The sequence below is a fragment of the Pseudomonas sp. S4_EA_1b genome (assembly GCF_016307435.1).
GTDB lineage: Bacteria > Pseudomonadota > Gammaproteobacteria > Pseudomonadales > Pseudomonadaceae > Aquipseudomonas > Aquipseudomonas rhodesiae.
This window is the reverse complement of sequence record NZ_JAEILC010000015.1, coordinates 110,492-123,860: the sequence shown is the minus strand read 5'-3', so window position 1 is coordinate 123,860 and position 13,369 is coordinate 110,492. Positions and strand designations below refer to the sequence as shown.

Genomic DNA, 13,369 nt, shown 5'->3' with positions numbered 1-13,369 from the left:
TTCAAGGCGCGTAGCAGGTGATGACTATGAGTACAAGAACTCGCATCAGCAATGCAGAACGCTTCGGCCGCTGGCTCGGCCGCGGATGGCGTGCTTATGTACGCAGAGAGCGGCGCGTATCGGGCTGGTTGGCTGCGCAAGACGTGCCTACGCCAGCGGCGGCTGGATTGATCTGGGGCGTCAAGCTCGCGGTACTGGCTGTGCTGCTCTATACCGTTTTCTGGCTGGCTCTGCTGCTGGTGTTCGGCGTGGCCGCAGCTGGGGTGGCCCGCAATATCGATTGGGATGTTGAGCAGGAGACCGAGTGGCGCACAGGTGCTAGCGGATTCGGTTTGTATCGTGGCGACGTTCGCATCGATATTGGCGATCCTAACGAGGACGATTGATACGCCGGACTCGCTCTTTATTTCAGGGGGCTCGAAATCGTCCCCGGTCCCTTAGAACCAGCGGTTTTTGCCCCATCCGTTCCCATCGTCATTATCTGGACAAGATTTCCAGCGCGTACACCAGCCCAGCTTAATGCTCCTACCCAGAATCCGGGCAACACAATGAACATCGTCCCCATGACGAAGTTCAGCAACAGATCGCCAAAGGCGTTGTTCAACCCCATCACCGGATCGAAATTAGTGACGGGCCGGTTCCAACCCCAGCCCGAGCCGTAGAGCGCGTCGAGGATGGTGCTGTCGATCCAGCGAGCGAGCTTGAACCAGAAGTCGACGAAGAACAGCGCGAACTGGACCATGCTGACGGTGACCACCGTCTTCAGGTCGTAGGTGCCCATCAACAGCACCAGCGGGATGAAGATCACCAAGGCCATCTTCAGCAGCGACAACACCATTGGCAGGGCCTGGCGCACCACGTCCATCGCCGGAAATGCAGGAACGGCTCCCACCGCAAGACCTACGTCGCCCGCCGTGCGGGTAACGATGTTCGGCAGGGTCTTGTCGATCTGGCCACCATAGTCGGTGTAAACCGTTCCCTGATTGAGCTTCTGTTGGCGCGGGGAGGCGATCGCACGGATCACCGAGTCATCCACTTCGGCACGACTCAAGAATCCGGCCCATCCGGCCATTCGGTTGAGCAGGCTGGGGTCGACTTGGGCCAATAGCCGTGTGCGCAACCCGTTACTGCCATCGCTCCACCACTGATGACATGTTGGATAACCCGCGCCGCTCGGCACCTGTGCGAGCCCGGCGTCTCGGTTGCTATCGTAGGGCCAGCCATCACGGGGTGTCTTGGCATGGTATGTGTCGTAGAAACCGTTGGTGTTGACGAAGTAACTGGAGCCGATCCAGGTCACGTCATGCACCTGTGCTTCATCCAGTTCCGGTCGACTCATGAACAATTTCGCCCTGGCGGGTCCATAGCAGTCGTGGGTAAAGTCCGCCACGTCCTGCGCGAGGACAGGGTCGGCAATGCGCGTGGCGTTGATCTCCATCCTCATTTGCCGCAGATCTGTTCCGCACGGGATCGCTGCCACCGAGGCCCCTGTCACCGCGCGGGAGAGCGCATGCATGAAGGCCCACCACACCGGCACCTTGGCACTCTGGTTGTTGAGCGTGCTGAATGACTGCGACCAGCCGGTATCCGTAGGTTGCGGAATATTAACCTGGCACTGTGCCGATCGCGCCTGGTCGTACTTGATCGTGCCGAGGTCAATATCGATAAACGGGATGCCGGCGAACATCAGCACGACGATGGCCACCCAGATGCGGTTCTCTATGCGCATCGAGGACAGTACGCCCTTATTGCCTTCATCGGCCCCTTCAGTACGTGCTTTGAGCCATTCCTGGATAATAATGGCTATAAAGGGAATGGCGAACACGCCGCTGGAGACCAGCACCGACCAGATGCCGTTGTGGACGATCCAGGCAACCAGCGTCAGGTAATACTCCAAGTAGTCGGTCGTGAAAAGCGTCATGTTCCAGGTCTCCCGCTAGACCGCCTGCATCAGCAGGCTGGCCTCCAGTGCGATGATCGCGATGACGCCGGCGATCTCGGTACGTAGCAGCCGGCGCTGTGTCGAGGCATCAGATTCGCGTGCCAGCAACCGACGGCGCATCCACACCCAGCCATAGACAGTCGCCCCGTAGAGGCAGAACCGCCACAGCAGGAAGTAGCCAGCCGCGTTCGTCAGCCAGCGTTCCCAGCCGGCAATGCTGCCGACCAGATAGAGGCCAGCGATGTTGGCCGCCACTGCCAGCGCAACGAGCAGCAGCGTCCATAGCAATGCCCTGGCGACACGGCTGTTGAGGGGCCAGCGCGGGCGTAGCGATGCTGCGTTCATGGCGTGCCTCCTGGATGGGAGCGCTGTAACTGGTTGAGGCGATCCGGCACCGGGTCGCCCTCGTAGATACCACGCGAGCCTGACGCGCGTGTGCCATGGCGCTGAATGATCGTCATCGGCGAGTTGTTTGCCAGCTCGCGTCTGATCTCCAATTCGGTTTTGAGGTTGAGGATTTCGCGGTCGAGCGTGTCGCTTTCATGATTGACCGCATCGACGGCCAACTGGTTGGCCGCGACATTGGGTTCTTTCTTGCCGGTCAGCAGCGTACGTTGCAGCAGCAGAGCCTTCTCCAATACGGAGGACAACGCGACCTCCGAGGCCAGACGTCTGGCCAGGATGTCCTGGTCGGGTTCATCGCGCAGCGCTTCGATAACGCCGCGGGTAACCGGCAAGGATGTACTGCCGGCTGCACGCAAGTTCTCAGCGGTGGTATGGCGGGCGCCGCTGATCAATTCCTGCAGCGTTTCCAGCTTGGCCTCGTACTCTTCCTGAATCAGCGGCGTCAACCCGACGCCTGGCACGGTCTGGGTCTTGGTGCAGATCGCGCAGGTGCGCTGCTCCTGTTCGCCGAGCACGCGTGTGGCCCAGTCGGTGGCCGCTTGCGGCGACGACCAGGTCTGGCAGGCCAGGCTATTACAGCTCGTCGGGTCGATGGATGTTGGGTCGGTTGCACTGCGGCCATTGACCAGGTTGTAGCCGGCACGCGTTACATCGCGGATCACTTTGATCGACGGCTGGCCGGCACCGCCAGCATTGCCGCCGCCCACCCACGGCACGCCATCCTTGCCCCGGCTGGTCTCAGCCTGTTCGATGGCTGACACCGCGTCAGTGCTCGCAACCGCCTGGCGCAACGCCATCCCCTCGGCGAGCTGGCTCCAGCTCATCTGTCCGCCTGCCGTGTCGGCCATCTTCTCGGCCATCGCGCGGCAGGTCAGTTTGGAACGATCGAAATCGAGCCTGGCCTGAAGAATACCGTTGGTCAACAGGTTGTAGAGGCCGGGGTCTGCCCGCTGAATGATCAGCGCCGGCAACGATGCGACCGCGCTCGTCGCGTTCTGGATCACGCTGCTCATGATGTTCTGAAAGCCATTGGTGAGGCCGTTGAGCTGATTCTGGATGGTGGTGCTGATGTTCATGTCACCGCACATCAGGTTGCTGTTCCAGCCCGCGCCCACACCGAGAGCATGCATGCCGGCCGCGCGGCTCATGGACACCGCGCTGCCGCCACCAATCGAATACATGAGGTCGTCGCCAATCACGCTGCCGCTGTTCTGGAAACCGTTGGGTTGGGCCGATACCAGATTGCTGACCAGCACCAGCGCGCTGGCCAGAAGGGTTATCTGCCACCGCAACGGCAAATGGAAGAGGGTGACAGGACGCTTCATTGTTTTCCCCTCAGTTGAAGTCTGTACTGCCGAGGAACGTCTGCCCGCGGCGTTCGCAACAGCTGTATGGGCGCCAAAGCGCCCAGGCATAATCACCTTGCTGGGCCTGGGCCAGCGGTTCGCTGTGGGGGAACACCATGCAGCGGTTGGAAAGACGCGGCGTCAGCTCCTGCCACTTGCCGGTCGAGGCATTGCTTTCCTCCAGCGCTCCGGCCGGCCAGTAACCGGGCTGCGAGTTCGCGAGCAATGGCTGATAGACATGCAATTGCCCCCGCCGGGTGACGATGTCCCCGGCGCGTTGGGCGACCACGGCGCCGGCCTTGTAATCGTCGACCTGATGCAGAAATCCGCCGCGCGGATAGATGGCGCCCCACAGGTTGAACGTGCTGCGTGTGCCGATCTCGCGCATGCCCGGAATCAGGGCCTCTGGGTACACGGCTTCGGGCACGTTGTAGCGCCAGGCCACGGTGTCGAGCGTGCTCAGCAGGTACGGCATAAACGCAGTGCCGGCACCTTTGCAGGCGTAACCTGAGGTGCTGGCAAATTGGCCGAACACATGGCCGCCGGGATGGCCGATCACGTCGGCGTTCTTGAACTTCGCCATGTTGCTTTCATTGTCATGGTTCGTCGTGCCGTCGCCGCCTGCCTGGGCCGTCACGTTGGGGGCGCTCATGGCCCGCACTTCGATCCACGGGTTCTCACCGGTGTTGGAGTAATTCGAAACCACGGCATCCGGAATGTAGTGGCGCACCTTGGTGGACGTCCGCACCGAGCAGCCGAACGGCGTACAGAACAGCCAATAGCAGATCCCTACCACTCGGTATTCCAGGCACGATGGGGACAAAGTGGAAGACACGATGGTCGCGGTGTTGAGCGCGAACGATGACGAGGCGGCAGTCAACAAAATGGTGGCGATGCCGGTACGCCGAAGACGGGCGCACTTCATGGTTGAGTCCTTCGGTAGGCCTCGATGCGTGCGATCGCCTTGGCGACGCCCGGCTCGCCATAAACTACGTAGCGTTGATCCACGACGATGGCGGGGAGAGAGGTAATGCCCAAGCTCCAGGCATCGGTCACGTCCTGGTAGGTCCTGGCCAGACGCTGCTCCAGCGCGGGGCCGCCGTGCTTGAGGCGCTGCTGTACCAAGAGTGACGCTTGCTGGACATCACGTGGAAGATCGGTCGACAGTTCGGTTTCAATACGCGCGGGTGCATCCAGCTCGATCAGTCGGTCAGGTGTACCTTGCACGGGATGTTGGCGGTCGGTGATGACCCAGATATCCATTGCACTAGCCGCAGAGGCACACAGCGCAATGGCCAAGGCCAGGCACCTGTTCGGGCCGGGGGAAAGAGAACACAACATGGCGCAGCATCCGGTGGTTCATGACCTCGGTAGTGCAACGCATCGCGCTTAACGCGACAACAAACAATCAGAAATGGGAGGTGCCCGGTTTCCATGCACCTATGAATCGCGGTATTTCGTGGACAGCAGATGCCCCATCGAAAGCATCGCTTCCGATGGGGTGTTGGAGCGTCAGCAAGCTGGCGCGAAGAGGATCAGATCAATCCGTGTTCGGCGAACGAATAAGGATCGCCTTTCCCGATGATGAAGTGATCCAGCAGACGGATATCGACCTGTCCCAATATCTCCTTCAATCGCTGGGTCAACGTTTCGTCCGCCGTACTGGGTTCAGTGCAGCCGGAAGGATGATTGTGGCAGAGCACCAGAGCGGCGGCGTTATGGTCCAGACAACGCTTGAGCACCACCCGTGGATAGACGCTGGCGCTGTCGATGGTGCCTTGGAACAAGGGCTCGTAGGCCAACACCTGATGCTTCGCATCGAGAAACACGGCGCCAAAGACTTCATGCGGCTGTGCTGCGATTTTCAGCTGCAGGAAATTGCGCACATCCTCCGGGCTTTGCAGCGAGGGGCCACGCTTGAATACTCGCTGCTCAAGGATGAGCAATGCCTGTTCGATGATTTGGTCGTCGTCCGGTGTCGCGATGCGATTGAGTGAAGCATGACCACTGATCATGGCGAGGGATGTGGACATGGGAACCTCCTTAGGAATTGGAGGCAGCCGTCCCTGGAGGGCGGACCCTCCGGAGACAATGACGATAGGCATCCGCCACCGTTTGCACGGATGACCGTTCGCTCGGGGGATGCGTGGCGAACTGGCGTGCAGTCAACGCGGTCGAAACCGCGCCATAGCCTTGAAGACCGCGGGCTATCTGGGCATGTCGCCGACAACGTCGGCAGGCATTTGGTGATGAATTTGTGCTGCGTTTGGCGCTGTACCGTTGGACACCAGTAGGTCCAATGCCGACAGCAACGCGTCGCCTTCGGCCGGGCCGGCCAGGGTCAGTGACTGGCCGCTGTGGTGGTCGATCAGACGCAGGGTCGGGGTGGCGCTCACGCCGCCATGGCGTGCTTCGTTGGCCTGCCCCTGGATGATGGTGTCGGGCCGCTCACTGGCGAGGCAGGCTTGCACGGTTGGGTCCTGGCCGTGGTACTCGGTGTCGGGCGGCAGGCCCTGGCCGTCGCTGCGGGTGTGCTGGTAGATCCAGGTGATGGCTTGCCAGAACGCATCATGGCCCTGGGACTCGCCGATGCATTCGGCCAGACGCGCCTGTCGAGTCGCTGCCGGCTCGTGCATGGCTAGCGGTAGGTGGTGCCATTGCAGATTCACCTCCGGGTGCTGGTCGATCCAATGCCGCAGGATGGGATCATAGGCCTTGCAGTAGGGGCATTCGAGGTCGGCGTATTCGACAATGGTGAAGCGCGCATTCATGCGTCCATAGCGCCAAGGTGGGCCGGCCGGGTGCTGGGCAGCGGTGGCGTCCGACGCGTGGGTTGACTCATGCGACTCGTCGGCCCACGACCAAAGCCAGAGCACGAGCAGGCCAGCAATCACCCAACCCAGCAGCCAGACTCCGCACGGCCACCGACGGTAGAGGAGGAAAGTGGGCGAAGGCATGGCGGAATCCTCGACGTCAATCAAACAGGTCGTAGCGCAGCGGCTCGATGCCCCGCGCCCGGTCGATCTGGTCGGCAACGCGTAGCGCGGCTTCCAGTTCACTGATGCCGTGCTGCTGCATCAACTGAAAACGTTCGGCTTTCTCTTCGGGTTCCGTCATTGCCAGCGCCAGGTACAGGCTGGGGGGTACCGCACGGAACAGCAACTCCATTGATTTTGACAAAATCACCCCCTCCGTGAATTTTCCGGCTTCCTTGCGTGCGGACAGCATCAGGGCCTTCTGCGAGGCGTTCAGTTCACGAAACCGGGCAATCTTCTCCACCTCGTCCGGGGGCATACTCAGGCAAATCCACCACTCGATCATGTTGAGCATGGGTTCGGCGGCTTTCGGCAGGTCGTCTAGGTTCTGCGTTGCCAGCCAGTACCAGGCGCCCAGTTTGCGCCACATCTTGGTGATCTTGACCACATAGGGCGCGAGCAGCGGGTTCTTGGTGATGATGTGGCCTTCATCGGTGACATTGATGATCGGGCGGCCGAGGAACTGGTCGCGCTCGGCGATGTTGTTGACGGTGTTGATCAGCGAAATGTAGGCAATCGACAGCTGCGCGTTGTAGCCCTCGCGCGCGAACGTCGCCAGGTCGACAACCGTGATATCGGCCTCTGGCCAGGGCGTACCCGGCCTGTCGAACATCTCGCCATCGACGCCCTGGCAAAACATGTCCATCGCATCGGCCATTTCCAGCAGACGGGTACGACGTGTCTCGGGCAACGTCGAATCACGACCGCGTTCGCGCAGCGCATTGCGTACATCACGGGTCAGTACCATGCGTGTTTCTGCCATGCAGCGATGGGCAGCTTCGAGGATGCACTGGCGGATCAGGCTGCGATCGGCGCGGGTCATCCTGGCTTCCTCTTTGTCCTCCCCGCCGGTGATCATCAATCGTGCGGTGATCTCCAGTTCACCCAGCACATCACGTTGCTCGTCAGCACTGGCATCGCCCTCGGCGGATTCTTCATCGAGCGCGTCGGCATCGAGTGTCTGGACCTGGCTGGGCGTGTCGACCAGGCGCCAGGCGTCGGCGAAGGGCGCAAGGCTCACGCCTGCACCGGGCGAAAGCCTGACGCGATGCACCGTCAGCCCCAGGTGCGCGGCGAACTCACCGTAGAGGCCAAAGCTGTTACCGGCTTCCACGATGAACAGCCGTGGCCGGTAGATGGCGGTGATCTGGTTGAGGATGTTGTTGAGCGTGGCCGACTTGCCTGAACCGGTGGGGCCGAACAGGAACAGGTGTGCATTCATCTGGCGGTCGAGTCGGTTCAACGGATCAAAGGTGATGGTGCCGCCGCCACGGTTGAAGAAGGTGATCCCGGGGCGGCCGGTGCCGGCACTGCGCCCCCAGGTCGGTGCCAGGTTGGCTACATGCTGCGCGAATATCAGCTGCGTGTACCACTGACGTTTGTCTTTGCCCGGGTCATAGACACAGGGCAACCAGCGCAGATAGCTGTTGAGCGGCGCGACTTCATCTTCTTCGCGTACCGGTTGCAGGCCTGCGTTGAGCAGGACGTTGCCCAGTTGCAGACCGCGGGTATCGAGGTCTGCCACGTCCTGACCCCGCAGGTAGAACGCCAGCGAGGCGCGATACAGTTTGTGTGCACTGCCAATCAGGCCGCGCGCCTGCTGGACGTCCTTCAATGCCTGTTCCGAGGCCAGGGTTTCACCAACCGCCTTTTTCGCCAGGTGATTCAGGTGCGCCTCAAGAATGTCCTGCGGCGTGACGACCATCGTCAGGCACATCACCGTGTCTTCGGGCATTTGATCCATCAGGGCATTGATCGCATCACCGCCCTTGCGGGTTTCACCGGTGATGTGCCCGGTGTTGGGCGGCGTGCGCAACCGGTCGACAACAACGGTCCGGTGGGGCAGGTCGTCGAAGTACCACAGGCCGTTTTCGACGTCAGAGCGGGGCTGGCCGAAAAACAGGCGCTGCGCGAAATCCGTACCACTGGCCAGTTCCAGCTCGCCGGGCTCGGACTCCGTCGGATAGCACGTGAGGCGGTAGAAGCGTTCGCGGTCTTCTAACGTGGGGCCGAGCATTGTCGGCCGAGGGTTGAACCAGAGCACCAGCCAGGCATGAATATCTGCCGCCTGCAGGCGACGGGCGCGTATGCCCGCATTGGACAATCCACCGACCAGCCGGTCGCAAATGACATTCAATGCCTGCTCGGGGGATTGCCCGCGTCGGGCGGGCGCACTCCCAGCACGCCGATACACCACCAGGCGGACGCGGCGCGTTTGGCCGCGCCAGGGTAGCTTGGTGACTGTGCGGTCCTCGAACAGGCCACCCTGTTTGGCAACGGCCCGCAGATGGTGACCGAAAAAGCGCAGGTAGAACTCGCTGAAGGCGCTGCCCTGTGCCCGTGGCTGGAGATAACTGCGCAGGGAGGCAAGGTACGGGTTCCAGTCGGTCTCGTCCTGAGCGTAGAACTGCATCACCCAGGGCGATTCATCCAGTTCATCGAAACTGTCCTGTAGCGCGTTTTCCAGGGCGGCGCGCGCCTGGGCAAGCCAAGCTGCCTCACGTCCCTCCGTACCGACGGGCATCAATTCAAAAAATGCCGCGACGGAGACGCCGTCTTCGAGCAGCATGCATTTTGAATCGGGCAGGTATTCGACCCAGGGCAACAGATCAGCGAATGAGGGCGCGACGTCATAAAGCGCCTGCTCGTCGGCCTGTGTTGCAGGACGCCGCGGCGCGGCACCGGGCTCGCCCGGCGCCGGAATGCCGTGAGTCTGCAGTTCGGCAACATGGCACTCCCAGGCATCCGGCGTTGGCCTGTCTGCCTCAGCCGCCTCAGGTACGCGGGAAAATGGCCAGCGCATCAGTAGTTCTCGACCCGTTCACCGGGCATGGCGTACTGGACCCGCTGGTACAGGGGAAAGACGGTCGTGTACCCGGGAACGGGAGCGGGATCAGTGCCTGCCAGATGGGGAAAGACGTACATCACAAGGTCTGGATTGGGCAGGCGGTGAAACTGCCGGTAGATCTCGTTCTGTGCGGTGCGGGTATAGCTTGCGTTGACAGTCGGCGCCGCGTTCACATCGTCTTGCCTGAGTGACCGGCGCAGCGACTGCCGGGCGTCCAGCAACTGCTGGGCACTCTGCCCGCCACGCGCGGCACCGCCGGTCTCCTCGTTCCAGATATCGAGCATGGTGTTGCCGTCATGCGGCAGCATCTTTTCCTTGCTGGTCAAGCAGCCGGCCAAGGCCACGGCCAGCATGAGGACCGTTAGGCCGTTAATCCAGATCCTGCGCATGGGTAGCTCCTCCTAAACGGTGATCGACGCGACGACCTTTGGGGGCGTAGTCGATGGTGAGGGGTTGTTCAAGATGGACGGCGACCTGGGCGCCGGGCTTGACGTAGACGGCTGCGAAGGCCTGCCCGTAGAGCTTGTTCACCCACTGCGACATGTCCTGCACACCGCCCGCGAGGATGCGGCCCACCGCTTCGTTGCCGGTTATACCCACGGTGCCCATCGAACCGTTGTTGTTGGCCACCACGGCGAAGCTGTCATTGTCCGATTTGATCAGCGATGCGGCCCCGGCACCCGCCGCAGTAATCAGCGCCTGACTGCCGAGGTACTGCTGGGCGTTGCTGCGGCGTTCACCTGAAACGCACGGGATGCCATAGGGATCGCTGATCCAGCCCAGGCCCTCCTGGGTAGCGTTGCTGCCCCTGTTGTCCTGCTGCCAGTTGCCACTGCGCTCGCCCTCTTCGGGCACGGTGCGGATGGTGCCGTCATGGAACACGAACGTCACACTGCGGACCTGGCCGCGCACGCAGGACAGCGTCCAGTCGCCTGATGCGGTACCGCTGACCACCGCGCCGGACACCTCGGGGAGGTCGATGCCGTTGGCGGTGAGGTTGTCGGGACCAATGAGGATCTTGAACGGGTAGGGGTCATTCACCGTACCGTCCACCGGCACGCGCCCGATCAACGCAGTCATCGCAATCGAGCCCATCAGCGTGGCGTTGGTTGGTACGGTGTAAACCGGCGTTGCGGTGGACACACTCGCCGCCTTGCTGCCAGCTTCCACGACGGTCTCCCGGGTCGCTTCCAGCGTTTTCTGCGCGGGCCCGAAACGGGTGGGGAAGCTGAAGCTGTCGCGCTTGCCGGAGGCGCTACTTTTGTCATCGCGTCTGGCATCGTCCGGTTCAATCCAGTGAATACCGTCACTGCCGAGTCCATCGCCGTCCCCGGGTTTCAGGCCCAGCCCGATGGGAAGGTCGGCATCGCCACGTTGACTGGACAGCCCTTCGATTTGGCGCTGCAGGTCTTGCAGCAAGCCCTGAGCTTGCTGCCGCTCGCCGGAGACCTGTTCACGGTCGTTGCGCAACTGGTTGCGCTCAGTCTCCAGCGCACTTTGGATGCGCCGGTCAATTGAGCCTTCACGCTGACGCAACCGCTCGTTTTCAGACTTCTGCGTTTTGTTGTCCGCCATCGCACCCTGCAATTCGGTACGCAGTTGCTTGACCTGACCTACCAGCGTCGCCACGGTGTCGCGAGGCGTATCGCCTTCGATACCCAATGCCTTTGCCTCTTGCGATGTCAGCCGGGGAGTGCCGTCATTGACCGGTTGGGCGTTACCGCCGGAAAACAGCTTGATCCCGACGAACACCAGCAAGAGCGCCATGGGCACCATCAGCCACTTCAGCAGACCGTTACCTTTCATGACGAACTCCGTCCTTCGGGGCAGGCGTTGAGGGGGACGGCAGATTCAGCGCCGCATTGATCGGGCTCACTCTCGGCAGCAGAGATTCGGCCACGCCATGCCCCCGGGTCACCAGGTAAACCACCGAGGTGTCTTCCGATGTACCGGCAGGCCCCAGGCTTGAATGCTGAAACGTTGCGGTCGTGAAATCACCCAGCAGTTCGCGCGGATCGAGGGCGAGCCAGCGGGTCGACCTGTTGACCAACCTGACGGCGGTCACCCGCAGATCATCCAGCCGCCAGGCGGCGATGGCTCTGGCCTGAACGGGCAGGGTGGGCAGCAGCGCGTCTAGGGGCAGATGGCGGCGCAGGTTCACGCGCGTCACGCCAGGAACGGACTCGACCGTGCGCAGCGGGGCGTACAGGTTCTGCGCGGCGTAGCGGGTCAGTACCACGGGCACGGGTGTTTCATGAGCGGCGCGAGGCGGGCTGGTCGTCTCGGCGCTGCCATCAGAAGCCTGGGATGTCTGCGCCTCGCCGTAGCGTTGAGCCGGGCCCTCAGCCTCAACAATACGCACCGGCTCCATCGCTGCCCGACCTGCTTGAGCGGGCTCGGCAACGATGTCCAGCAGGATCAGTGTCCCGTTGTCAGCATCCTGCAGTTGCAGGCGTGTTGGTTCGATGGGCTCACTGGCGCGCAGATAGAGTGCACCACCGGCACTTTGTACCCGCAGGCGGCCGGCGAGCGTGGTAGGCACCCCCACGCGGACGTTGCGGTCGATGAACACGATCCGCTCCTGATCCACGACCAGGGAAACCGCCAGGGGCAGGCGCTCCCAGCGCAGGATCTCCACGGCGTGGACTGTCGGCGACAGCACAACGGTGAGCAGCAGGCTGAAGGCACAGAGCAGGTGTTTCATGGCGTCTCTCCCATAGCGCCACCCAGCCCGCCCGGCGTTGTGCTGGCAGGTGTGACGGGGGCGGGGGTGATGATGCGTTGCGGCGCGCCGCTGTAGCAGTCCAGGGCCAGGCCGAAAGGGTTGCGCTCGGGGTCGACGTCCACCCGTACGACCTTGAGCGGGTAACGAACCAGCGCTCGTTTGACCTGCTCGGCGCCGTAGTACTCATCCGCCGTCACATCAAGCGTGACGATCCAATCGCGGTCGGAGACGACTTTCACTCGCTGGGCCGGGTTCTCGCCGTAGCCACGCCCCGGAATTTCATAAATGCCTCTTACCCGCTGGCGTAACTCACCTGCCGTACGACGGTATTCATAGTCATTGCGCAGAAAGGTTTGGCAGGCAGGGGTGAAGTAGGGCGCAAGTACATGAATGTTGCGCGCATAGTCTTCGTCACCGTTGGTGGGCCAACGCTGGAGTTGCTGCCAGATGTAGAACGAGAAGGCGTAGACGCTTTCGGGTGGCACTTCCCACCATTTCCGGGTACTGCCGGAGCGCAGGTCGGGCGGGACGTGCACGGTCAGGTCACGCGGTGCGCTCCACCAGCCGCCGCCCATCACCAAGGCGATAACAAGTAGTGCACCAAGCCCCAGCCGCAAGGTCTTGATGTGCGACTGGAGGTGAGTGATTTCGTTCTTGAACCGGCTCACGCTGCCTTGCTCCTGCGCGTGCTCCAGTAACCCGATCGGATCACTAACGCGTGCGCGCCCACAAAAGACGCTAAGGCTGGATGACGCTGTGCAATACGCCACTGCAGTTGGCGATACAGCCAGGTATCGGGTCTGCCACGTTTCTGGCGACGCAGCATGCCTCCACCTGCCAACACCCCGGCAGCGATGCCCAGCATGATGGCCGTGGGCACGATGGCGATCGTCGAAAATACAAAGGCCAGCGGCACGCCAACCACCAGGCTGCCTGCTGCCGATAGCCCGGCGCAGATCCACAGCTCATCCGCGGTAAGGCCGCGGACGACCACGGGGTGACGGTTGAGACGGTGTGGAAGAAACACCACCGTCCCGTCAGGCCGAATGTCCTGATGCGTGCTCATGG

14 protein-coding genes are annotated in these 13,369 nt (G+C 62.1%); 1 reads left to right on the top strand and 13 read right to left on the bottom strand.

Annotated elements, in window-relative coordinates; genetic code table 11:
- Nucleotides 1-20 precede the first annotated feature (20 nt).
- Nucleotides 21-386, top strand: a complete 366-nt coding sequence (locus YA0848_RS06030) for a DUF3742 family protein (RefSeq protein ID WP_039594003.1) — start codon at nucleotides 21-23, stop codon at nucleotides 384-386.
- A gap of 17 nt (nucleotides 387-403) precedes the next feature.
- On the opposite strand, the gene YA0848_RS06025 is transcribed toward YA0848_RS06030, so the two are convergent.
- The 13 genes from YA0848_RS06025 to YA0848_RS05965 all read right to left on the bottom strand — a co-directional run bounded on the left by YA0848_RS06025 (nucleotide 404) and on the right by YA0848_RS05965 (nucleotide 13,367).
- The gene (locus tag YA0848_RS06025; protein WP_039594004.1) at nucleotides 404-1,921 is read right to left on the bottom strand and encodes a conjugal transfer protein TraG N-terminal domain-containing protein; all 1,518 of its coding nucleotides are present in this window, start codon (nucleotides 1,919-1,921) and stop codon (nucleotides 404-406) included.
- Nucleotides 1,922-1,936: 15 nt separating this feature from the next.
- Nucleotides 1,937-2,287: a hypothetical protein gene (locus YA0848_RS06020; protein ID WP_024718142.1), complete on the bottom strand. Its 351-nt coding sequence runs from the start codon at nucleotides 2,285-2,287 to the stop codon at nucleotides 1,937-1,939.
- Nucleotides 2,284-3,672, bottom strand: coding sequence for an integrating conjugative element protein (locus YA0848_RS06015; RefSeq protein ID WP_024718141.1), 1,389 nt, complete (start codon nucleotides 3,670-3,672; stop codon nucleotides 2,284-2,286). The genes YA0848_RS06020 and YA0848_RS06015 overlap by 4 nt, the downstream gene beginning before the upstream one ends.
- A gap of 10 nt (nucleotides 3,673-3,682) precedes the next feature.
- Nucleotides 3,683-4,618: a TIGR03756 family integrating conjugative element protein gene (locus tag YA0848_RS06010; RefSeq protein ID WP_024718140.1), complete on the bottom strand. Its 936-nt coding sequence runs from the start codon at nucleotides 4,616-4,618 to the stop codon at nucleotides 3,683-3,685.
- Nucleotides 4,615-5,034, bottom strand: a complete 420-nt coding sequence (locus YA0848_RS06005; RefSeq protein ID WP_024718139.1) for a TIGR03757 family integrating conjugative element protein — start codon at nucleotides 5,032-5,034, stop codon at nucleotides 4,615-4,617. The genes YA0848_RS06010 and YA0848_RS06005 overlap by 4 nt, the downstream gene beginning before the upstream one ends.
- Before the next feature lie 194 nt (nucleotides 5,035-5,228).
- The gene (gene radC / locus YA0848_RS06000; protein WP_039594005.1) at nucleotides 5,229-5,726 is read right to left on the bottom strand and encodes a RadC family protein; all 498 of its coding nucleotides are present in this window, start codon (nucleotides 5,724-5,726) and stop codon (nucleotides 5,229-5,231) included.
- Nucleotides 5,727-5,900: 174 nt separating this feature from the next.
- Nucleotides 5,901-6,650 carry a DsbA family protein gene (locus YA0848_RS05995; RefSeq protein WP_024718130.1) on the bottom strand — a complete coding sequence of 250 codons (750 nt, stop codon included), beginning with the start codon at nucleotides 6,648-6,650 and terminating at the stop codon, nucleotides 5,901-5,903.
- A gap of 16 nt (nucleotides 6,651-6,666) precedes the next feature.
- The gene (locus YA0848_RS05990; protein ID WP_039594006.1) at nucleotides 6,667-9,531 is read right to left on the bottom strand and encodes a conjugative transfer ATPase; all 2,865 of its coding nucleotides are present in this window, start codon (nucleotides 9,529-9,531) and stop codon (nucleotides 6,667-6,669) included.
- Complete coding sequence (locus YA0848_RS05985; protein WP_039594007.1) at nucleotides 9,531-9,965, bottom strand: TIGR03751 family conjugal transfer lipoprotein; 435 nt, start codon at nucleotides 9,963-9,965, stop codon at nucleotides 9,531-9,533. Before YA0848_RS05985 ends, YA0848_RS05990 begins: the two co-directional genes overlap by 1 nt.
- A complete protein-coding gene (locus YA0848_RS05980; RefSeq protein ID WP_039594008.1) occupies nucleotides 9,946-11,382 on the bottom strand; it encodes a TIGR03752 family integrating conjugative element protein in 1,437 nt (478 codons plus the stop codon). The genes YA0848_RS05985 and YA0848_RS05980 overlap by 20 nt, the downstream gene beginning before the upstream one ends.
- Complete coding sequence (locus YA0848_RS05975; protein ID WP_039594009.1) at nucleotides 11,372-12,280, bottom strand: TIGR03749 family integrating conjugative element protein; 909 nt, start codon at nucleotides 12,278-12,280, stop codon at nucleotides 11,372-11,374. The genes YA0848_RS05980 and YA0848_RS05975 overlap by 11 nt, the downstream gene beginning before the upstream one ends.
- A complete protein-coding gene (locus YA0848_RS05970) occupies nucleotides 12,277-12,969 on the bottom strand; it encodes a PFL_4703 family integrating conjugative element protein (protein ID WP_039594010.1) in 693 nt (230 codons plus the stop codon). Before YA0848_RS05970 ends, YA0848_RS05975 begins: the two co-directional genes overlap by 4 nt.
- Nucleotides 12,966-13,367 carry a TIGR03750 family conjugal transfer protein gene (locus YA0848_RS05965; protein WP_024718124.1) on the bottom strand — a complete coding sequence of 134 codons (402 nt, stop codon included), beginning with the start codon at nucleotides 13,365-13,367 and terminating at the stop codon, nucleotides 12,966-12,968. Before YA0848_RS05965 ends, YA0848_RS05970 begins: the two co-directional genes overlap by 4 nt.
- Nucleotides 13,368-13,369 lie beyond the last annotated feature (2 nt).